This is a genomic window from Acinetobacter chengduensis, from assembly GCF_003664645.1.
Classification (GTDB): Bacteria; Pseudomonadota; Gammaproteobacteria; order Pseudomonadales; family Moraxellaceae; genus Acinetobacter; species Acinetobacter chengduensis.
This window is the reverse complement of sequence record NZ_RCHC01000001.1, coordinates 234,395-257,061: the sequence shown is the minus strand read 5'-3', so window position 1 is coordinate 257,061 and position 22,667 is coordinate 234,395. Positions and strand designations below refer to the sequence as shown.

Sequence of the window (22,667 nt, the reverse complement as noted above, 5' to 3'; positions counted from 1 at the left end):
ATTTTATTTATGCATACTGAATTAAGCTGTAAGAAAATATTAAAAGTAATAAAAAACCCGCTCTAAAGCGGGTTTTTTATATCTAAATCTTAGTGCTGTAACACCGAAATATCAGCCACTTTCGTAAACAAGTCACGAAGTTGTGCAAGCATACGTAAACGGTTTGCTTTTAGGTCAGCATCATCTGCCATCACCATTACACCGTCAAAGAAAGCATCAACTGGTGCACGAAGTGCAGCAAGTGCAGACAAGGCAGCAGTGTAGTCTTTGGCAGCAAATAACGGCTCAACTTGAGGCGAAATTTTAGCAAGTTCAGCGAACAATGCTTTTTCAGCATCTTCAACCAAGTTTGCTTCAACTACAGCACCTTCAGGTGTAGCTTCTTTCGCTAAGATATTCGCAACACGCTTATTCGCAGCAGCAAGCGCAGCAGCTTCAGGCAAGTTACGGAAGTGATTTACCGCATTCACACGCTTGTCAAAATCAAGCGGAGATTTTGGAGACAACGCTTGAACGGCTTGAATCACATCAACAGCTACGCCTTGGTCTTCGTATTTCGCACGGTAACGACCTTCTAAGAATGCAACAGCATCCGCCAAAGTCTTGGCATGATCTTTTAATACATCACCATAAGCAGCAAGTGCAAGTTTGATTAAATCTTCAATAGATACATCAAGCTCGTTTTCAGTCACTAAACGCAAAATGCCAATGGCAGAACGACGAAGTGCAAATGGGTCTTTCGAACCTGTAGGTGCTTGACCAATACCAAAAATACCTGTGAGCGTGTCTAAACGATCCGCAAGGGCAATGGTAGTACCCGTTTTAGTTTTTGGTAAAACGTCACCCGCAAATTTAGGTAAATACTGCTCGCCTAAAGACTCAGCCACTTCAGCATTTTCACCTTCAAGGCGCGCGTAGTAAGTGCCCGCAATACCTTGAAGTTCAGGGAATTCGCCCACTAACTCAGAAGTTAAATCACACTTGGCAAGAAGGGCAGCTTTCTCAGCATCCGCAGGATTCGCACCTGTCATAGCCGACAAAGCCACAGCCAATTTCGCAATACGTGTCGATTTATCCCAAAGCGTACCTAGTTCTGCTTGGAAAACCATATTCGCAAGTTTCTCTTTACGAGAAGCAAGCGGTTGCTTTTGGTCTTGTAAGAAGAAGAATTCAGCATCCGATAAACGCGGACGAACTACTTTCTCGTTACCTTCAATAATTTGTGTCGGGTCTTTTGACTCAATATTTGACACAGTAATAAAGTAAGGTTGAAGTTTGTTATCGCTGTTCACTAAGCAGAAGTATTTTTGGTTGTCCTGCATGGTGGTAATCAAAGCTTCTTGAGGAACCGCAAGGAAGCGCTCTTCAAAGCTCGCACGAAGTGCAACAGGCCATTCAACGAGTGCAGTCACTTCATCACGAAGGTCCGCAGGCACAATTGCAATCGCATTCACTTCATCCGCAAGTGCTTTCACTTGTTGGTCGATGATTGCTTGACGTTCTTCAAAAGATGCCACAACGTGAGCAGCTTTTAATTTTGTTAAGTAGTCATCAGCATTTGCTAAAGTGATCGCCTCAGGTGCATGGAAACGGTGACCATAAGTCACGTTACCCGCTTTATGATCTTGAATGGTTGCATCAACCACATCATTGTCTTTTAGCAATACAACCCATTTTACAGGACGCACGAATTCAGTACGGCTTGCTGCAGAACGCATACGTTTTGCAATTGGTAGGTTGTCCAACGCAGTTTGTAAAATTTGCGGTAAAAGCACATCAAGGCTTTGGCCTTTTACATCTTTTAAGTAGCAAACTTTTTCAACTTTACCTGCTTGGAAAGTTGAGACTTGATCAACCGTGATGCCTTGACCACGCATAAAGCCTTCAAGAGCTTTAGTCGGTTTACCTTCAGCATCAAATGCTGCTTGTTTTGCAGGGCCGTCAAAACGTTTTTGTGTGTCTGCTTGAGCTGCGTCAACATTAACAATTTTTAAAGCTAAACGACGTGGCGCAGCATAGGCTTCGATAGCATCGAAAGCTAAGCCAGCATCTTTTAAGCCTTTTACGGTTTCTGCTTGCAAAGCATCACGTAATTTTTTTAAGCTTTTTGGTGGAAGTTCTTCACAGCCAAGTTCAAATAAAACAGTATGTTTAGACATTATTTGCTCTCCGCTGATTTTTCTGCTTGAGCGGCTTCCGCTTCAACTTGTGCTTTTAACTGCGCTAAAACTTCATCGCGTAGTTCAGGTTCTGCCATAGGGAAACCTAATTCCGCGCGGGCTTGAACATAACTGGTTGCAATAGCACGAGCCAATGAACGTACACGTAAAATATAACGTTGACGTTCAGTTACAGAAATCGCACCGCGAGCATCTAACAAGTTAAAGCTGTGTGATGCTTTAATCACTTGCTCGTATGCAGGAAGTGGCAATTTTGCTTCAATTAAACGCGTTGCTTCAGCTTCATAGAAGTCGAATAGTTCAAACATTTTTTCAACGTTTGCATATTCAAAGTTATAAGTCGATTGTTCAACTTCATTTTGATGGAATACATCGCCATAAGTGACTGTACCAAATTGGCCTTTGGTCCAAACCAAATCGTAAACAGAATCTACACCTTGTAAATACATAGCAAGACGTTCAAGACCATACGTGATTTCGCCAGTCACAGGGTAGCATTCAACACCACCGACTTGTTGGAAGTAAGTAAACTGAGTTACTTCCATACCATTTAACCAAACTTCCCAACCTAAGCCCCAAGCGCCTAGTGTTGGAGATTCCCAGTTGTCTTCTACAAAACGGATGTCGTGTACCAGTGGGTCAATGCCAATTGCTTTGAGCGAGTCGAGGTACAACTGTTGAATGTTGTCTGGGTTTGGCTTAAGCACCACTTGGAATTGGTAATAATGCTGTAAACGGTTCGGGTTTTCACCATAACGGCCGTCTTTAGGACGACGAGAAGGCTGAACATAAGCGGCATTCCAAGTTTCAGGCCCTAAAGCACGAAGGAATGTTGCTGTGTGGAATGTACCAGCGCCCATTTCCATGTCATAAGGCTGAAGTACGACACAGCCTTGCTCAGCCCAGTAATTTTGTAAGGCAAGAATTAAGCCTTGGAAGGTATCAATATGCGATATGGCGCGACTCATGGTCATCCACTTAAAATTAGATAAAAATTGTGCTCAATTATAAGGATTTTGGGGGTGTGTGGCAAAGGTTAGTCCATAAATTTGTCAGCCCGATTTTTTAGTGTTTTTTTGATGTTGGCGGAGGAGTAAAAGCCAGTAACACAGTGCAATTGGCGTGGCTACTATTGGAGTTGCGGGAATCATCCCGAGCATGCTGGGGCCAAGTAGCAATACCATTAAGATGAAAATACAGCTCAGCATGATTGCGCTGAGCATAATCCACCAAAAATTTAGTTTTCTGCGCTTCATCAGCCAAAGTTGCGCCATATAAATAAAAATGCATGTCAGTACATAGTAGGTGATTAAAATGACGGCGCTGTATGCGGTAATGATGAACAGTATTTCAAGAGAAGATTTGAAATCGAAATTGCTGGAAATAAGAATCAGGATATAAACAAAGCCGAAACAGATCAGACAAGTATAAAGTGGCGCCCAAAGGAGACATTTTTGGATTTGCTCACGATTTACATGGAGCTTTAAAGACAAGACTTGCATCGCGTTGGATAACATACAATTCATTTCATTCTCTAAGCTGCCTATCGCGATCAACATATTCTATAGTGATCAGATCATGGCATAAATATTGTCAATAAAGCGGGTAATATGATTTTAAAGATGTAATTTAAATCTATCTTTGGCTGACTTTGTTTTATAATTTGAATCATACCAAAACAACAAATCAGGCATCTCGTGTTTCGTGTAAAGGAATTCGCTTGGATCAATATCTTAAAACCCAATTTTAAAATCCTGCCTATCAAAGACCGTCTATTGTGCGGGATAGGGGCATTATTGGGTTTAAGCCTGTCTTCATTTATGAGCTGGCTTGCACTAGGTCATTTAAATGCATGGTATATCGCACCCATGGGGGCTTCATCAGTCTTATTATTTGCTATTCCAGCCAGCCCATTAGCACAGCCGTGGAATATGGTGGTGGGGAACAGTATTGCGGCTCTGATAGGCGTAACTTGCGCGCTTTGGATACCCAATCAAACAGAAGCATTTAGTATCGCTGTGGCATTGGCGATTGTTCTGATGATGAGTACAGATTCTTTGCATCCACCAAGTGGTGCTGTGGCGATTACGGCGGTATTGGGTGGTAAGGCGGTGCAGGATTTGGGTTATGCCTTTTTATTTTATCCTGTGCTATTAAATTCTGTACTGCTCATGGTGGTGGCTATTTTGTATAACCGCTTATTGGGTAAGCAGTACCCACAGCCTCCTCAACTAAATACCCGAACAGCAGATCCGACCCCAACGCAAAAGGTCTCTATTCAGCCCGCGGATATTCAGCAGGTGTTGGAAGCTCAGAGCCAGCTACTCGATATTAGTGAATATGACTTACAAAAAATTATTTTAGAAGCACAGCATTTGGCAAATCGTCGCTCTATAAGTCAATTTTGCTGTGCTGACATTATGAGTGCACAAGTGATTTCTCTGTGTGCAGATGAACCGATTCAAACAGCTTTAGATAAATTTAAACAAATTAATTTAATGAGTTTACCTGTGGTCGCTAAAGTGGAAGGTGCTGAGCATTTGGTTGGTACCTTAGCGCTGTACGATGTTGTGGAGTGGTTTAAGCGCGCCGCAGATCCCAAAGCCACTTGGGAGGAGCATGTGTACCAAATTATGAATCCGCAAGTGGTTACAGTGAAGCCACAGCAACCCATTCAAGATTTAGTCCCTTATTTTGTTGAGCGCTCGTTTAACTATATTCCAGTGGTGGACGATAAAAAATTGGTGGGCATGATTAGTCGCGCGGATATGATTGCAGCGCTGAATCAGCAAATTTATCAGATGCAAAAAACCACTTAAATATAGGCAAAAAAAAGCTGTAGGCTTTTGGGGGAAAACCTACAGCGACCAAACAGGTCTAAGGGATTTCTATTGTGCTTATAACAACAGATTAAAATTAAAATAACCTGAAATTTAAATGCAGATTATTGCAGTGGATCATTATTTACAGTACGTACAGGGTGGTCATAACCTTGCATATTTTTGTATTGGTTTTGCTGTTTCGGAATGACCAGCCATAAAACCAAATACACCAAAATCCCTGGAAATGCTGCACTCATACATGAAACGATCACGAAAATAACGCGCAACAAATTTGCATTCCAACCAAAACGTTCAGCAATACCGCCCATCACACCCGCAATCATGTTTGAACGGTTAGAACGATATAAACCAACATTGGCCATTCAAGTCTCCTTAATTCATCAATTGTTATATGAAGCATGAGGTGAGTGATCAGATTGAACTCAACAATGCATCCATACTTTTAAAATGGTGACATGGAACAATTTTTTAAAGGTTTTTTATAAAATAAAACGTAAAGATATGTAAAAGAACAAGGGCTTATAAAATAACAGTGGCATAGATTAAATTCTAAAAAATGTAAAAATTACGCATCTCGATAAAATCTAGAGTTTTTCTGAAGTCAGACGAGCGAGCGATTACCATATATGAGGTTAAGGCAGATTTTGCTGATGAAAATTTTAAGGGTTCTTCACTTGTGGACGCATTGCCGATATTTGGGTGTTAAGCAGGTTGTATTGGGGGGAGTGGCTTTGTCATGCTTTACACTTATGGGATGTGGTTCATCTGAGGATCAAGGTCGTAACTTAAAAAAAGATGTTGTGCAAGTAGGCGCATTGGATGCCGAAAGTCAAAAGGGGCGTGCTTTATTAGATGTGGCTTTAGGGCAGGAAGGGAGTATCAGCGCTAAGCAATCTAGCAATGTGGGTTTAGTGGCGAAAGAGGCATTGCCCTATGTTGGACGTTATGTCACAAAAATTAATTGCGATGATGCTTATGTGGGCTGCGATAGTGGCGAAGCAGATTTTATTGTTAGTTTATTACCCAATGGTATAGCGCATCGCATGATTAAACATCGTGGCTCAATTACTTTTACTTCTAATCAACAGTATCGTCAGGATCGTTGGTCTTATGATCCCAATGTGCATCAAATTATTTTGCATCGGGCTTCTGGGGTAGATTTTTTTTACGATATTAATAGTCAAAAAAATATTGTGATGGATTTAGATAAAATTGCCAATGTGACTGAAACGAATCAGCAATACTTTGCTGAGGGAAATCCAATGCCCATGAAAGCTTATGTATTAGAAAAAATCCAAACAACGTCTGCTCAATGAGCATGCAAACTGAAAAGAGATTAGGAATGTGGTGGGTTGTGTGGGGTTCGAACCCACGACCAATAGATTAAGAGTCTACTGCTCTACCAGCTGAGCTAACAACCCTGAGTAAGGATCAGTGAATTTTAAGCATTAGTTTAATAATTCACCCGAGTGCAATAAAAATTCTATAATGTATAAATACAAAAAAGCACCGTGATTGCAACATCGGTATAGCAAAATTTCGAGAATGGCAAATAAACCCGAATGGGCAATGAGTCTTGGTCGGAACTTGCAGGTTTCTTTTTCTTCGCATGCCGGAAGAAAGAAGCCCTAAGAAAGAATGGTGGGTCGTCCGCGACTCGAACGCGGGACCAATAGATTAAAAGTCTACTGCTCTACCAACTGAGCTAACGACCCTTAGGGGGTATACTGCATTTTAGTCTAAAACAGATGTTTTAGAAAGATGGTGGGTCGTCCGCGACTCGAACGCGGGACCAATAGATTAAAAGTCTACTGCTCTACCAACTGAGCTAACGACCCATCTTTGGGGTATCGAAGTAAATGGTGGGTCGTCCGCGACTCGAACGCGGGACCAATAGATTAAAAGTCTACTGCTCTACCAACTGAGCTAACGACCCATATCACTTGATGGTGCGTATTGTAGCAAGATATAGATGGAGCGCAAGTAAAAAATCATAAACTTGCTTTTGTTTGTTTATAAATACAACAAAAAAGCCCGTTTTTATCAAAAAACGGGCTTTCTCTGATTAGAAACGGTACTTGTAAGCTTGGATATTGCTTAAAATATCAGCAGTTAGTTCACAATAAGCATCATTACTTGGCAACCATACCAAGATACGATCATCGGTTTTTTCAGGATCAAATCCTTGCTCTTTTAACTTACTTTTTTGATATTTAAACGTACCTGTGGTTTCAACCTGTTGTTGTATGCGTAGAAACAAAGGAACAGCATAAGCTGGTAGGCATTTTTTAAACTCAGCCAGCATGTTTTTGCAGTCTTGTTCATCCAATACTGCATTGGGATGCAAGGTAATGGCTGCCATACCTGCACGGCCATTGGTATTTGGAATTTCTACGCCATATACCACGGCTTCTGAAATTTTACTGTACTCGCTCACCATGTTTTCAACTTCGGTGGTGGACACATTTTCGCCTTTCCAGCGGAAAGTATCGCCCAAGCGATCCACAAACTGCGCATGACGGAAGCCAATATCGCGTACTAAATCACCTGTGTTGAAATAGGCATCGCCATGCTTAAACATGTCTTTGATAATTACAGATTTGTTTTTTTCTGGATCTGTATAGCCATCAAAAGGTGAACGACGAGTGATTTTACCCACCAATAGGCCTACTTCACCTTTTTTAACTTTAATGCACCAACCCTTTTTGTTACGGATCGGTTCATTTTTTTCTTTATCAAATTGAATGACTGCATAGGGGGTAGGTGAGAAACCTACAGTATTATCAAAGTTAAATACGTTACTAAAGCCAACATTGCCTTCACTAGATGCGTATAGCTCTAGTACTTCTTCAATGCCAAAGCGTTCTTTGAACTTGTCCCAGATATTCGGTCGCATGCCGTTACCAATCATTTTGGTGACACGGTGGCCTTTTTCTAGATCAGATGGTGGTGCATCCATAAGGTAACGGCAAAGTTCACCCACGTAGCCAATTGCCGAAGCATCAAATTTTTGTACATCTTTCCAAAAAGAAGAGGTTGAATATTTACGACGAATAGCGAGTGTTGCCGCACCTGCAATCACCCCACACCAGCACACCACCGTACCCGTTGCATGATAAAGAGGCAGGGTCACATACATCACATCATCTGGTGTGAGATTTAAAATGTGACCATAAGTGCCGTATGCCAGCGTCCAGCGACTATTGGTAAAAATCACGGCCTTTGGTAGACCTGTGGTACCAGAGGTATAGATATAGAATAGACCGTCTTTCCCTTTCACACTTTGCGTTGTAGGTGGATTGAATTTTGGAAATTGCTCAATAAGCTGGGCAAGGTTTTGAAAGCCTTTAGGTGCTTTACCTGCGTCTACGCGCGTCGCATGATCGGCAAACCAATGTAAACGCTCTGGTGCTACGCTCAGTTCGTTGCGTATGTCATCGACAGCTACACGGCACTCTTCGCCCACAATCACTGCAATAGGGTTTACGAGGTTAATGCTATGTGCAAGCACTTTACCCACTTGAGAGGTATTGACCAGTGCGGCCGTTACGCCAATTTTTGCTAATGCAACAATACATGCCACAAGTTCAGAGCGGTTTTCAATCATCACCGCAATCACATCACCTTTTTTAGCCCCGAGGGAAAGGTAGTAGTGTGAAATTTGGTTGGCCCATTGGTTGAGCTCGGTATAGGTATATTTTTGTTCTTCAAAGAGCAAAGCCATACCATCTGGATTACGTTTAACCGCTTTTTCAAATGCTATGCCAAGACCAGCAGGTGTATTTGGAGTGCGTAAATAGGCTTGCTTGAGTCCCGATAATAAATTTGGAACTTTGCTCATAAATTTGGGAATTTTAGCAGCGACATCTGCAATCCCAATCAGATCATGTGGTGTAGTTTGGCTCATGAGAATCCTAGTTATTTTGCGTAATCCAATACGTCTTTTGTTAGCGGTATATGATGCATTCAGTAGAGATATTGGGTTTTAATCGTTTTAATCTAGTGCAATCAACCTAATTTGACAAAAGTATCAAAAAAAAACCAGTCACCGAAATGACTGGATTTTTTTAATCAGCTGCATTTTTGCAAATGCTACTCAGCTGAAGGATTAGTTTTCTTTGGTGGACGACCACGAGGACGGCGTGGGCGAGCAGGCTTATCTTTGTCTGCTTTCGCTTTTTCGTCATCTGTTTCTGCAACATCAGTGCTTTCTACTGCGTCTTGCACTTCTGCTTCAGCTTCAACCTCTGCAATCACCTCAATAGGTGCTACTTCAGCTTCTACTGGTGTTTCAGTAGTTTCTTCTGCTACAGGCTCAATTGCAAGTGTTTCTTGAGTTGGAACGCTTTCTGCAACTGTTGGAACGACTTCAGCTGTGTTTTCCACAACGGGTGTTACTTCAACTGTGCTTTCAGTCGTTTCAGTTGCTTCCACTTGAACATTTTTCGCTTGCTCAAGAGCTTGTTCAGCCGCTAATTTTGCTAAACGACGACGTACGCGTGGATCGTTAGACACACGATTTTCAGAGGTTGCTTTCGGTGGGGTTAAGTCCAATACCGCTGCAGGCTCTGCCTCAGGTGTTGCTTTAACTACGACAACATCGCGAGTAACAGGTTTTTTCTCAACAGGTGTTACTACTGTTGAAAGTGTTGCTGCGTACTCTTCCGTGAATTTTTGCAAAGCTCGGTTGAATGTTGGAATTAAGCCAAACTGCTCAATCAGAACTGAACAATCTTCACCATATACATGGCGAATTAGACTGCTCACAGTGTATTGACCCAAAGTTGGCACTTGTGAAGGTGATAACTTCGGCGCTTGAGCTTGGCGGTTTTGATCGCGTTGCTGACGACGGCGTTGACGTGGGTCATTGCTTGCACGTTTCACTGGCGCATCTTGAGCTGGCTTTTCAGCAGGCTCTTGATGTGGTTTAGCCTTCGCTCTGTGCTCTGCTTTTGGTGCTTCGTTAACTACAGCTTTTTCTGCTGGAGCTGCATCAGCAACCTGATTGCGAGCTGGTTTTTCAGCTTTCACTGGTGCTTCAGGCGTTAAAGCAACGATTTCGCTTTGCGCTTGGTCTAGGTTCACCACCATTGCTGTTGGAAGAATCTCTTGGCGAGGAACTTCAACAGTTTCTACCTTAGGTTGACGCGAAGCGACAGCCGATGTGGTTTCAACCGCCAACTCTTGAGCAATTGCTTGCTCATTTAACACGCTTGGATCGCGGTGGCGATTTGGGCGGTTTGGACGTTGGTGATTGTTACGGTCACGACGTGGAACAGCTTGTTGCTCATGATTTTGTTGCACATCATGCTGCTGTTGTTCGCTGTGACTGTTGTTGTGTGGGCGACGTGAATTGCGCTTATTTTCACGCGCTTCTTGACGTTGCTCTTGACGCGACACTTGAAGCACTTCTTCATGCACTTGATGTTGCGGTGCATTGTTGTCTTGAGCAACTTGCTCACGTGGTTCTTTATGTTTGTTGCGTTGCTTTTTGTTGTGATTGCGCTGTGTTGCTTTTTCGTCTTTCTCAACATGCTTTTCTGTCTCGCGGACATCAGGCTTGTGAGTTACAGATGTAGACGGCGCTAAGTACACATTGCTTGCAGGTGTCGCAACTGGTGTAGTCGCTGCTACAGCAACTTGACCGACTTGGCCAAATTGACCACGGCTTACAGCACCACCATTCACCATTTGTTCAATCATTGTTGCTGCGTTATTTGCAGTACGTGATTGATCAATCGTGGCAGCTTGCTTTTGTACAAACAAGTTTTCTAACCATGCACATGGACTAGAGCTTGCAACTGCTGGAGCAGGGGCCTGAGCAACTGGCGCTTGAGTAGTAACTTGAGCTTTTTGCTGTTGCTTTTTATGGCTTTTTTCTTGTGCTTGAACAGGCGCTTGAGCGACTTGCTGCTCTTCTTCTAAATGCCATTCAGAAGCTTCATAGCCCAATTCTTTTTCGCTTGAACGTGTTGCTTCAGTACGTTCATAGCTTGTTGGCGCAAAGCCTTCTGGGTTATATGAAATTTCGTAATGTGGTGTTTCTAAATGCGGGTGAGGCAATACAGTTACACGGACATTTGAAGTTTGCTCTAGGTATACCAAGCTATGGCGTTTTTCATTCAATAAGAAGGCTGCAATTTCTACAGGAACTTCAACTTGAACTTCACCATGACGTTCGCGAAGGGCAATCTCTTCAACTTTACGCATAATTGAAAGTGAAAGAGAGCGGAGGTCACGAACCATACCTGTGCCATGGCAACGTGGGCATACATAACCAGTAGCTTCTTCTAATGATGGACGTAAGCGTTGACGGCTCATTTCCATTAAACCAAAGCGAGACAATTGACCGAATTGAATACGGGCACGGTCGCTTTGTGTTGCTTCACGAAGTTTCGCTTCTACCATACGTTGGTTACGGTCTTTGGTCATGTCGATGAAGTCGATGACCACTAAACCACCGATATCACGTAAACGTAATTGGCGCGCAATTTCTTCAGCTGCTTCTAAGTTGGTGTTGAGTGCAGTTTCTTCTACATCGTGACCACGTGTTGATTTTGCTGAGTTAATGTCGATAGACACTAACGCTTCAGTTTGGTCAATCACAATTGAACCACCAGAAGGAAGTTTTACTTCACGTTCATAAGCAGTTTGAATTTGACTTTCAATACCAAAATGAGCGAATAACGGTTCATTTAAAGTATAGGTTTTAAGCTTGTCGATTTGACGAGGCATCACAGCTTTAACAAAGTTATATGCTTCGTTGTAGGCTTGCTCAGAGTCAATCAGAATTTCTGCAACGTCATCACGTAGGTAGTCACGAATTGCACGAGTTACTACACCAGCTTCTTGATGAACAAGCATTGGTGATGGACCAGAATTAGACGTGCTTTGGATTTGTGCCCAAAGATCTAATAAATGTTGTAGGTCAAGTTGTAATTCTTCTTGCGAACGGCCAATACCTGCAGTACGCACAATCACGCTCATACCACGAGGGATATTTAAAGACGCCAACATTTCTTTGAGTTCTTCACGAACTGAACCAGAAATTTGACGACTAATACCGCCACCTTTAGGGTTGTTTGGCATAAGAACCAAATAACGACCAGCAAGGGAAATAAAGGTAGATAAAGCCGCACCTTTGTTGCCACGTTCTTCTTTTTCCACTTGAACTAAAAGTTCAGTACCTTCCGTAATGAGCTCACGAATGTTTGAAGTTTGACGAGGGTCAGCTTTGTAATATGAGTTGGCAATTTCCCGCATCGACAAGAAACCTTGACGACCTGCACCGTATTCAACGAATACAGCTTCTAGAGAAGGTTCAACGCGAGTCACGTGACCTTTATAGATATTGGATTTTTTTTGCTCACGCGTACGATTTTCTAAGTCAAAATCGTAAAGACGTTGTCCAGTGACAAGTGCAACGCGAATCTCTTCGGCATGTGTTGCATTAATCAACATACGTTTCATGGAGTAACACCTAATAGTGATACACAACAAAACATCGCTATACACGTAGCGAACATCAAACAACGGATCAACCCTCAGATCTCAAATATACCGATTGCGGTCTGAGTTCTTTTACCGGCCTTCTTTATAGTGGGCTTCGGTTTTTGATTCACGTATTGATGATGGCAATACGGCTTCAATCTTTAAACGATTAAAGTCACCTGATGGAATTCACTGGCGGACGAGCGGTACATTGGATGTGAGTAACTTTCACTGTCACATTGCTCAAAGATCATCCCTTCTTTGTAGATAGAGTGTCTTGATACGGAATTATCATCGTATCTTTACAACTTGTGCAGATCCAATGTATCAACGCTGTAGCCTGAATGTAGCATTAGGGCGCGACTAATCTGATGTGTATCAGTTTACGTTTAAAACCAACAAAGTTGGCAGCATATTTTTTTGGGTAAGCTGCTTTTACACCGTATAGGTGTAATTAAACGCAACAGCTTACAGTTTTGCCGATATAATAAGCCTTCGGCGTCGGCATAATTCTTTTGGGACCTATGCGTATTTAGATGGGCACTTCATTGAAAAAGCATGCTCAGTAAACTGAAACGATTCAACTTTTGTCCACCAACGATGGTTTCCGTGCGCTGACTATATCAAACCTTGCATCATCTGCCTATGGGCTAAGCTTATGTTTCTTGTGTAAAGCATAGCCTAAATGATCAGTTTTTAACCAAATTTAGTATTTTTTTTAGGTCACAGTAATTGTATGAATTCTACACAGCAATGGCAAAGCGTCACTTGGTTTGAAGTGGATGAGCATCAAGTGGGACAGCGTATTGATAATTTTCTATTTACACGCCTCAAAGGCGTGCCTAAAAGTCGAATTTATCGTTTGATTCGTGAAAGCCAAGTACGTGTAAATAAAAAGCGCGTGAAAGCCGAAACCAAATTAAATATTGGCGACCAAATTCGTGTTGCACCAATTCGTTATGAACAAAAAGACGAATCGGCTGTGCCTGTGTCAGATAAAGTGGCGCAAAGCTTATTGGCACGTGTGATTTATGAAGATGAGGGCTTGATGGTTGTTAATAAGCCATCGGGCATTGCTGTACATGGTGGCAGTGGTGTGGCCTATGGTCTGATTGAAGGTTTACGTGCAGCTACAGGTAAAAAGTACTTGGAGCTGGTTCATCGTATTGACCGTGATACATCTGGTTTGGTCATGATTTCTAAAAAGCGTAGTGTATTGAAAACCCTACAAGATATGCTACGTGAGCACAAAATTCAGAAAACCTATGCGGCTGTAGTAAAAGGTCAGGTCAGCTTAGATAAGCAGTTGATTGATCAGCCACTACTTCGTTATGAATTGGCAAATGGCGAACGTCGTGTCCGTGTGTCGAAAGAAGGTAAAGAATCCAAGACACAGTGGAACGTTCAAGAGCGTTTTATGCACGCAACGTTGGTATATGCTTCGCCACTGTCGGGTCGTACCCATCAAATTCGTGTGCATGGTTTGAGTATTGGTCATCCCTTGGTTGGTGATGAAAAATATGGTCATGAAACTGACTATAAAGGCCCGAAACCACGCCGTTTATGCCTACATGCAATGCGTTTAGATATTCCAGGTTATGCAACGATTGAAGCACCATTACCTGAAGATATGCAAAGCTTAGTCGCACAGCTTCGTGCACAAAAAGCGGATAAACCAGCAACAACACCTGAAGATTAATAGTTTATGTTGTTTTCTTTGGTGGAGCTGTACGCTGTATAAAATCGAGTTGGGTCTTATTTATCCTGAGTCAGCTCCTGCGAGGGGCTGAGATATAACTTGTTTTGAGCGGAATCAAATTTAGGAAAATTGTATGAAAAAACCAGTAGAACTGATTATTTTTGATTGGGATGGCACTTTATTTGATTCAGTGGGACAAATTGTGGCAAGCCTGATGTTTGCAGCTGAACAGTACCAGCAACCACTCACCGCAGAAGATGCAAAAAGTATTATTGGCTTGGGATTGCCTGAAGTCGCACAGCGTTTATTTCCAACTGTACCTGAATTACATGAAGAAATTTTACAAAGCTATGCAACCCATTATGTCGCGAACTCAAAAGGTGATGCGTGGTTCTCGGGCGTATCCGACATGCTCCATGATTTAAAAGAGCAAGGGGTGCAATTGGCTGTTGCAACAGGCAAGAGCCGTAAAGGCTTAGACCGCGTGTTACAGCAGACCAAAAGTGAAGATTTGTTTATTGCAACGCGTGCGGCCAGTGAAACCAAATCCAAACCTGATCCATTAATGTTGCAAGAAATCTTGCAACAAACTGGTGTGGCTGCAGAAGCTGCGATCATGGTGGGGGACACCTCGTATGATTTGCAGATGGCGCAAAACATTCAAATGCCTCGGGTTGGGGTACTTTATGGTGTGCATGATCAGAAAACGCTATCGCAATTTGCACCACTGACGATTGTCTCAGATGTACGAAAGTTACATGATTTTCTGTTGGAACAAGTACAAGATATCGAGCTGATTTAAATCAAAATTGCTTTAAATAGGCACAAGAGGCGGGCGCTCACACTGAGCGATTCCCGCCTTTTTGTATGCGCCATTTTGGCAAAATTCACGCTTAAATAGACAACCTTAGAATTAAAAAAACAGCAAATGATCTAGTCTTTTAGTCGTATACGCTGGGTTTTTTAGGATTGTTCAGAATTCGTAAGCTGGCTAAGGTTTTAGGTGCAGATGATTGTTTAAGTTTAAAGTTTTGTTTTTAAATAATAAATCCGAGTTAATTTATAGGAATTAGCTATTGTTAGAAATAAAATAAGTATTGGCGCTCGGGGGGTAAAATCCCGATTCTAAACCAGTTTATTTATATAAGCGTTCTCTGCTGAAGCACCTACCAGACATTATTGTTGGTTAGGACATGTTAATGTTCATTGACTTTAAAAATGAGCTTTAAATTGACTTTTCACAGATGGCGCTGTAAGTCCCATTTTTGCAGTTTAAGGAAACATTGATGTCGAATTCTGCTGTTGTTGAGTCAGTTGCTTTAGCACTGCGTGAAGCTGAACTATCAAAAAAGGCGATTGCGCCAATCCGTCCACAACTTGGCGGTGAAAGTGCAGATGTTGATATTGCGTATGCAGTTCAGGAAGTAAATACTGAGCGCGCGTTGACTGAAGGTCGTCGTTTAACTGGCCGTAAAATTGGTTTGACTTCAAAAGTAGTTCAAGCACAGTTGGGGGTAGATCAGCCTGACTTTGGTATGTTATTTGCCGATATGGCGTATGGCGATGGCGAAGCGATCCCAGCAGGTCTTTTAATTCAACCTAAAGTTGAAGCTGAAATCGCTTTAGTAATCAAAGCAGATTTAACCAAAGAAAAACATACTTACGCAGACATTATTAGCGCTACAGACTATGCACTTCCTGCGGTGGAAGTGGTGGATAGCCGTATCGAAAATTGGAAAATTTCGTTAATTGATACAGTGGCTGATAATGCATCTTCAGCAGCTTATGTTTTAGGTTCACGTCCTGTGAAACTTGAAAACCTTGACCTTGTGAATTGCAAAATGACGATGACTCGCGCAGGTGAAGTGGTCTCTCAAGGTGTGGGTAAAGCATGTCTTGCAAATCCATTAAATGCTGCTGTTTGGTTGGCAGATGAAATGGTACGTCGTGGTCGTCCACTTTTGGCTGGTGACATCATTTTAACAGGTGCGCTGGGTCCAATGGTTGTGGCAAACGCGGGTGACGAATTCGTGGTTGAAATTGAAGGTTTTGGTTCTGTAACAGCATCATTTGCTGCTGAATAATAACCTGCCTGAGCAAAATTTTTAGAGAGTACGTTAATGAAAAAGATTAAATGTGCAATGATCGGTCCAGGTAATATTGGTACTGATTTGCTTTACAAACTTCAACGCAGCGAATGGTTAGAGCCAGTTTGGATGGTAGGTATTGACCCGACTTCTGAAGGCCTTGCACGTGCTGCAAAAATGGGTTTAAAAACGACTGCTGAAGGCGTAGACGGTCTACTTCCTCACGTCATTGCAGACGACATCAAAATTGCATTTGATGCAACTTCAGCGTATGTACATGCTGAAAACAGCCGTAAGTTAAATGAACTTGGCGTGTTGATGATTGACTTAACACCTGCTGCAATTGGTCCATTCTGTGTACCACCAGTGAACTTGAATGCTTTACTTGAAGCAGGCGAAGTACCAAACGTGAACATGGTGACATGTGGTGGTCAAGCAACTATTCCAATGATTGCTGCGATTGCGAGTGTTCAGCCTGTGAACTATGGCGAAATTATTGCAACTGCTTCGACTAAATCTATTGGTCCTGGTACACGTAAAAATATTGATGAATTTACCCGTACAACTGCAAGCGCGATTGAAAAAGTCGGCGGCGCAAAACAAGGTAAAGCGATCATTATTATTAACCCAGCTGAGCCACCAGTGTACATGCGCGACACAGTGCATTGCTTGGTTGAAGGTGAGCCTGATCAAGCTGCAATTACTGAAGCTGTTCACGCAATGCTTAAAGAAGTTCAAAAATATGTACCAGGTTACAAACTGGTAAATGGTCCTATTTTTGATGGAAACCGTGTTTCTATCTTCTTAGAAGTAGAAGGCTTAGGTGACTTCTTGCCTAAATATGCGGGTAACCTCGATATTATGACTGCTGCTGCTGCACGTACTGCAGAAATGTTCGCAGAGCGTTTAATCGCATCACAAGTTGCTGAAGCTTAAGGAGCACATCATGTCTAAAGTGATTATTAATGATATGACACTACGTGATGGTATGCACCCACAGCGCCATCAAACTACTGTTGAGCAAATGATTGCCATTTCAACTGCTTTGGATGAAGCAGGTGTACCTTTAATTGAGGTAACACATGGTGATGGTCTTGGTGGTAACTCTGTAAACTACGGTTTTGCTGCAGCTACAGATGAAGAATACTTATCTGCAGTTGTGCCACGCATGAAAAATGCCAAAGTAACAGCATTGTTACTTCCTGGTATTGGTACGGTTGATCATTTGCACATGGCACATGAGATTGGTGTTTCTACGATTCGTGTAGCAACGCATTCAACAGAAGCCGATTGCTCTGAACAGCACATCACTGCTGCACGTAAGTTGGGTATGGACACTGTTGGTTTCTTAATGATGGCGCACATGGCTTCTCCAGAGCGTTTATTAGAAGAAGCGAAAAAGATGGTGTCTTACGGTGCAAACTGTATCTATGTGACTGACTCTGCGGGCTATATGCTTCCGCAAGATGTGAAAGACCGTGTTGGTGCTTTACGTCAAAGCTTAGATTCAAACATCGAAATCGGTTTCCACGGTCACCATAACTTGGGTATGGGCGTGGCGAACACCGTTGCTGCTGTTGAAGCGGGCGCGATTCGTGTCGATTTAGCATCTGCTGGTTTGGGTGCTGGCGCAGGTAACACACCACTTGAGTTGTTTGTTGCTGTTGCGAACCGTATGCAAATGGAAACGGGCGTTGACTTGTTTAAAGTACAAGACATTGCTGAAGACCTTGTGATTCCAATGATGCACAACCCGATCCGTGCCGATCGTGATGCTGCAACTTTGGGTTATGCGGGTGTTTACTCTTCATTCTTGTTGTTTGCTAAACGTGCTGAAGCGAAATATGGTGTTTCTGCGCGTGAAATTCTTCTTGAGCTTGGTCGTCGTGGTACGGTTGGCGGTCAAGAAGACATGATCGAAGATTTAGCTTTAACTATGTCTAAAGCACGTGAATTACAAGCTTAATTTATTTTAAGCGCAATTCAAAAAAGCATCCTTTGGGGTGCTTTTTTATTTTTAGATCATATAAATTTTAGGCAAAAGCAGAGCTAGCACTTTTGTAGTGACTGGCGGGGGCAGGGTGAATCCTGAACAATGATGTTGCGATGATTGTATGGTGGATAAGCATTTATCAAACAGGATCTGGAGTGTGAGTTATTTTTAATCTAAATATCTGATATTGATAGTTTTAATATATTATGTAATTTTTTTTAAATATAAGTCTGAGTGAGAAATTCAAACAATGTTTTAATGTATTAAACTTAAAAGCAATAAGTGAAATCTAGAACTGATTTAAAAACCATAAAAAATAATTTTAACTATGATAAAACATTTACTTATTTAAACCATTTGATAAATAAAGTGAAAAACAGTTATTGCTTAAAACTCTAAACAAAATCAGTCAAAATCACGCAATCAATCAAGATGATATATTCATCGAAAAAACTTAATACTGTGGTCTGATTTCTCAAATTCGCATTGTTTAGCATGATAGCACCATAGCTTAATTTGATGATTTAGGAAGAGAGCCATGCGTCGTCAAAACTTATGGATAGCAATACTTGCTGCGACAGCAACTTTAGGGACAACTGCATCTCATGCAGATTTTATTGGCGACAGTCAGGTTCAATTGAAACTTAAAAATTTCTATTTAGACCGTCAAATTGAAGATACACCAAATAATAACTGGGGTTCATGGAGCCAAGGTATTACGCTTGATGCAAAATCAGGTTACCAAGATATTGGTGGCGGTATTCAAGTGGGTGCAGACCTTTTGGTTCAGCATGCTTTTAAATTGAACGGTCGTGATGCCAAAGCAGATTACATTTTGCCTCACAATGGTCAAAAATCGAAAGATGAATTTGGCAAAGTAGGCGCGACATTAAAAGCGAAAGTGGCTAAAACTGAATTGAAAGTAGGTGAAATATTACCTGTTTCTCCAGTCTTGGTATTCGATCCATCGCGTCAATTACTCACCACATATAGTGGTGCATGGTTAGAGTCGAAAGACATTAAAGATACCAAATTGACCTTGGCGTATATTAATGGCATTAACAACCGTTATGACAACCAATTTCGTGACTTGACCTTATTTGCACCAGGCAAAGTTCTACCGAATGGTGGTCAAGGTCATTTTGATTTAGGGCCTACGTCTGACGGTATGTATATCGCGGGTGTTGACCATCAATTTACGCCTGAAATTGGTGCTAGCTACTGGTATGCCGATGTTCAAGATATTTATCGCCAACATTATGTAGGTGCAAACTACAAAACAAAATTAGGTGAAAAAGCTAAACTTGATAGCCATGTTCGTTACTTTGACAATTCAGAGTCTGGTGACAAACTGTATGGCAAAATCGACAACCAAGCATTATCTGTTGGTGCAAAAGTCAATTATGGTGCACATACAGTAGGTTTAGGCTACCAACAAATGTTTGGTGACAATGCATTCCCTACATTGGGTGGCTGGGTTCCACAGCCTTACCTTGTGAACTGGGGTGTAGCAACTTTTACAGCGAAAAATGAAAAATCATTCGGCTTTACTTATGGTTATGACTTCGCTGAATTGGGTGCTAAAGGTTTAAATGCGACTGCAGTTTATATGATGGGCCAAGACGCTGAAACCAACGGTAAGAAAGATCAGAAGTCTGATGAGTTGAATCTGATTGTAAATTACACTGTGCCTGAAGGTAAATTGAAGGGCCTAGGTTTCCAAGCTATGTATATTGATGCGAACTTTGACTATAAATCAGACCTACAAGAATACCGTGTAGCAACGACTTATACTTATAAGTTCTAATTTGTAGCCTAAAATGCAAAAGGGCAATCCTAAAAGAGATTGCCCTTTTTTATGCGTTGATATTCCAGTGAAAAATACCCGATGCTTTTTAAGGGTATTCAATAAAAATAACATAATAAAAACAAATATTTAAATTATATTAAATTTATTGTTTATGATCGTAATTTTGTATCAGTTGTCGTGCGGATAGCAGGTAATATGCAAAGGTAAAACTCAAAATATCTTATTTATAGGCGTTTAAATCCGGATGTGATTGAAACGCCAGTATGATGCTGTACGAGGAGTATGTATGAGCACAGTTCAAATCCCTGAATACACAACAGATTCATTCTTTGGTTTAGAAGATAAATGGATTGAAACTGCTGAAGGCGAATTAACCCATTACCACGAAATTGGTGAAGGTACGCCGATTCTATTTTTACACGGTTCTGGTACTGGTGTATCTGCAGCTGCAAACTGGTGGTTAAACTTACCACAAATTGGTGAGCAAGCACGTTGTATCGCAATTGATACCATCGGTTATGGCCAAACAGTTGTAGCACCAAACACAGCTTACGGTATCCGTGCTTGGGTAGACCATGCGGTACGTACTTTAGATGCACTGGGCATTGAAAAAACATGGTTAGTGGGTAACTCATTGGGTGGTTGGTTAGCATTCCAAATGGCGCTTGACTATCCTGAGCGTATCTTGGGTATCGTATCTATGGGTACGGGCGGTGCGAAACAAACTGCTGCACTTAAAGCACATGCAAACCCTGTATTAACAGAAGAAGGCATCAAGAAAACATTGTCTATGTTTGTTGTGAACAAAGACTTGATTACTGATGAATTGGTAAAAGTACGTTTTGCATCTGCTGCAAATGACTACGCATCAAACCGTTTGATGGATGTTGTTGGCGCACGTGACCGTGATCGTTTTGAATTCCCATTAGACTTCGAAAAAATGAAAGACATTACGGTACCTGTACTACTTATTCATGGTACACAAGACGTTGTGATTCCAGTTTCACGTACTTGGGATATTTTAAATGTTGTTCCAAATGCTGATGCGCACATTTTCAGCCAATGTGGTCACTGGTCTCAAGTTGAAAAATCAGCAGAATTTAATACTGTGATTAAAAACTATTTAGCAGTTCATGGCGTTAAATAAGCCATAACGAGATAAAAAAGAGTGCTTCGGCGCTCTTTTTTTAGCTGAAGGTCTTAAAAAGTACATTATTTGTAACATTTATAGGGCTTAGTATCTTCAACAGGAGATATATTTGTGTGGTTTGGCTAAGAAAAAGGTCTGATTGATGTGTTGAGTCTTAGACCAGCGTATTAGACTTAAGTTGTAATTTGGCTAAAAAATCCTAGGTTTATAGGTGTTGAAACATTTTCTTATAAGTTATTTCCCATAAAGACCACAGCTTTTATACATAAAAAGCGTAAGACTTAAGTCTATTTGGGATAAAAAGCAGACAAATTTAGTCAAAAAAAAGCACCACTATTCATTTAAGAAATAATGGTGCGATGGTTTTTAAGTAAAACTATATAAAAAATTAATTTTGTTCACGTGCAATATCTAAATAAAACACGCGTGTCAGCAGTTCCATAAATTTGTTTACTGCCATAGATTCACTATTTTTACGCCAGCTCACATACAAATCAAGATACGGTAATTCGATGTCTAAAGGACGAATCACGGTGTTGTTCATGGTGAGTGGTGCGATATAACCCGGTAGAATCGTACAACCTAATCCCATACCAATTGAGTTGATATTAAACAAAATATTATCGGCTTTTTGCACAATATTAAATTCAATATTATTGGCTTTGGCGAAGTCTAAAATGGCGGTATGTAAGGTGAGAGACTGCTCGGCAGCAGGGATAATAAAATCTATGCCATTCAGTGCCTTAACTGGAATTCGTTCATATTTTGCCAAAGGATGATCTTTAGGCAAAATGAAAATAAGAGGCTCACGCAATACAAACTGACTTTCAATTTCGTCACTATTGAAGTTATGACGGGTAAAAGTGATATCGAGTTCACCTTTTTTCAATAATTTCATTTGCTCAACGTTGTTTAAGCTGAGTAATTCAATTTTGAGGTCAGGGTTTTGTACACGTAGGTTTGGCAGTACATAAGGAAAGATTTTCATCTCTGCAACAGGAACAAAGCCAATGCGAAGCATCTGCTGTTTGGCTTGTGAAACCTGACGCGCCATCGCAATGGCTTTGTCTGCTTGTGCCAAAGTTAAGCGGGCTTGTTCTAAGAACACGGCGCCTTCTTCAGTAAGCTCTACTTTACGCTTAGTACGGTGTAGTAGTTGTACACCGACGTCTTCTTCAAGGTCTTTAATTTGTTGGCTGAGCGATGGCTGAGCTGTATAAAGTTTGAGTGCTGCCTTGCTGAAGTTCAATTCTTCAGCAACGGTTATAAAATAGCGAAGGTGTCGTAATTCCATATATCTAGCCTAGGAGTAATCCAAAAAATGTCTTACTATGAGTTCAAGTCAGTATAATCTATAAACAACTATGTCGTGAAGTTGATTTTGCCATTTAGAAAATAAATGGTCTTGGTGGGT

16 protein-coding genes and 4 tRNA genes are annotated in these 22,667 nt (G+C 41.4%); 9 read left to right on the top strand and 11 right to left on the bottom strand.

Translation table 11 applies throughout. The features are described from left to right. Positions 1–89 precede the first annotated feature (89 nt). From glyS to D9K81_RS01210, 3 genes are all read right to left on the bottom strand, one after another. Positions 90–2,159 (bottom strand): glycine--tRNA ligase subunit beta, encoded by a 2,070-nt coding sequence (gene glyS / locus D9K81_RS01220; protein WP_120374653.1) that lies wholly within the window; start codon positions 2,157–2,159, stop codon positions 90–92. Beyond that, positions 2,159–3,148 carry a glycine--tRNA ligase subunit alpha gene (gene glyQ, locus D9K81_RS01215; RefSeq protein WP_120374654.1) on the bottom strand — a complete coding sequence of 330 codons (990 nt, stop codon included), beginning with the start codon at positions 3,146–3,148 and terminating at the stop codon, positions 2,159–2,161. The genes glyS and glyQ overlap by 1 nt, the downstream gene beginning before the upstream one ends. A gap of 84 nt (positions 3,149–3,232) precedes the next feature. Further along, positions 3,233–3,697: a hypothetical protein gene (locus D9K81_RS01210; protein ID WP_147395916.1), complete on the bottom strand. Its 465-nt coding sequence runs from the start codon at positions 3,695–3,697 to the stop codon at positions 3,233–3,235. A 180-nt stretch (positions 3,698–3,877) separates the two neighbouring features. On the opposite strand from D9K81_RS01210, the gene D9K81_RS01205 reads away from it, so the two are divergent. Then, the gene (locus tag D9K81_RS01205) at positions 3,878–4,999 is read left to right on the top strand and encodes an HPP family protein (protein WP_120374656.1); all 1,122 of its coding nucleotides are present in this window, start codon (positions 3,878–3,880) and stop codon (positions 4,997–4,999) included. 125 nt (positions 5,000–5,124) lie between these two features. Here D9K81_RS01205 and D9K81_RS01200 read toward each other — a convergent pair whose 3' ends face one another. Continuing rightward, positions 5,125–5,385, bottom strand: coding sequence for a PspC domain-containing protein (locus D9K81_RS01200; RefSeq protein ID WP_120374657.1), 261 nt, complete (start codon positions 5,383–5,385; stop codon positions 5,125–5,127). A gap of 288 nt (positions 5,386–5,673) precedes the next feature. On the opposite strand from D9K81_RS01200, the gene D9K81_RS01195 reads away from it, so the two are divergent. Next, a complete protein-coding gene (locus tag D9K81_RS01195; protein ID WP_147395917.1) occupies positions 5,674–6,339 on the top strand; it encodes a hypothetical protein in 666 nt (221 codons plus the stop codon). Between the two features lie 29 nt (positions 6,340–6,368). On the opposite strand, the gene D9K81_RS01190 is transcribed toward D9K81_RS01195, so the two are convergent. From D9K81_RS01190 to D9K81_RS01165, 6 genes are all read right to left on the bottom strand, one after another. Continuing rightward, positions 6,369–6,444, bottom strand: a tRNA-Lys gene (locus tag D9K81_RS01190). Positions 6,445–6,662: 218 nt separating this feature from the next. Then, positions 6,663–6,738: transfer RNA gene (locus D9K81_RS01185), tRNA-Lys, on the bottom strand. 47 nt (positions 6,739–6,785) lie between these two features. Next, positions 6,786–6,861 (bottom strand) — tRNA-Lys (locus D9K81_RS01180). 22 nt (positions 6,862–6,883) lie between these two features. Continuing rightward, a tRNA-Lys gene (locus tag D9K81_RS01175) sits at positions 6,884–6,959 on the bottom strand. Between the two features lie 129 nt (positions 6,960–7,088). Further along, entirely contained in the window at positions 7,089–8,930 is a 1,842-nt protein-coding gene (locus D9K81_RS01170) for a long-chain-acyl-CoA synthetase (RefSeq protein WP_120374659.1), read from the bottom strand. A 185-nt stretch (positions 8,931–9,115) separates the two neighbouring features. Further along, positions 9,116–12,493, bottom strand: a complete 3,378-nt coding sequence (locus D9K81_RS01165; protein ID WP_120374660.1) for an Rne/Rng family ribonuclease — start codon at positions 12,491–12,493, stop codon at positions 9,116–9,118. A gap of 757 nt (positions 12,494–13,250) precedes the next feature. Here D9K81_RS01165 and D9K81_RS01155 point away from each other — a divergent pair. From D9K81_RS01155 to D9K81_RS01125, 7 genes are all read left to right on the top strand, one after another. Next, positions 13,251–14,213, top strand: a complete 963-nt coding sequence (locus tag D9K81_RS01155; RefSeq protein ID WP_120374661.1) for an RluA family pseudouridine synthase — start codon at positions 13,251–13,253, stop codon at positions 14,211–14,213. Positions 14,214–14,346: 133 nt separating this feature from the next. Beyond that, complete coding sequence (locus D9K81_RS01150) at positions 14,347–15,015, top strand: HAD-IA family hydrolase (RefSeq protein ID WP_120374662.1); 669 nt, start codon at positions 14,347–14,349, stop codon at positions 15,013–15,015. Between the two features lie 484 nt (positions 15,016–15,499). Beyond that, on the top strand, positions 15,500–16,297 hold the full coding sequence (locus tag D9K81_RS01145) for a 2-keto-4-pentenoate hydratase (RefSeq protein ID WP_120374663.1): 798 nt from the start codon (positions 15,500–15,502) through the stop codon (positions 16,295–16,297). A gap of 36 nt (positions 16,298–16,333) precedes the next feature. Further along, a complete protein-coding gene (locus tag D9K81_RS01140) occupies positions 16,334–17,236 on the top strand; it encodes an acetaldehyde dehydrogenase (acetylating) (RefSeq protein ID WP_120374664.1) in 903 nt (300 codons plus the stop codon). Between the two features lie 10 nt (positions 17,237–17,246). Continuing rightward, positions 17,247–18,266, top strand: coding sequence for a 4-hydroxy-2-oxovalerate aldolase (gene dmpG / locus D9K81_RS01135; protein ID WP_120374665.1), 1,020 nt, complete (start codon positions 17,247–17,249; stop codon positions 18,264–18,266). A 565-nt stretch (positions 18,267–18,831) separates the two neighbouring features. Further along, complete coding sequence (locus tag D9K81_RS01130) at positions 18,832–20,100, top strand: OprD family outer membrane porin (RefSeq protein WP_120374666.1); 1,269 nt, start codon at positions 18,832–18,834, stop codon at positions 20,098–20,100. 289 nt (positions 20,101–20,389) lie between these two features. Next, a complete protein-coding gene (locus tag D9K81_RS01125) occupies positions 20,390–21,250 on the top strand; it encodes an alpha/beta fold hydrolase (protein WP_120374667.1) in 861 nt (286 codons plus the stop codon). A gap of 391 nt (positions 21,251–21,641) precedes the next feature. Here the strand turns inward: D9K81_RS01125 and hcaR are convergent, their stop codons facing one another. Beyond that, positions 21,642–22,547 (bottom strand): DNA-binding transcriptional regulator HcaR, encoded by a 906-nt coding sequence (gene hcaR / locus D9K81_RS01120; protein WP_120374668.1) that lies wholly within the window; start codon positions 22,545–22,547, stop codon positions 21,642–21,644. Positions 22,548–22,667 lie beyond the last annotated feature (120 nt).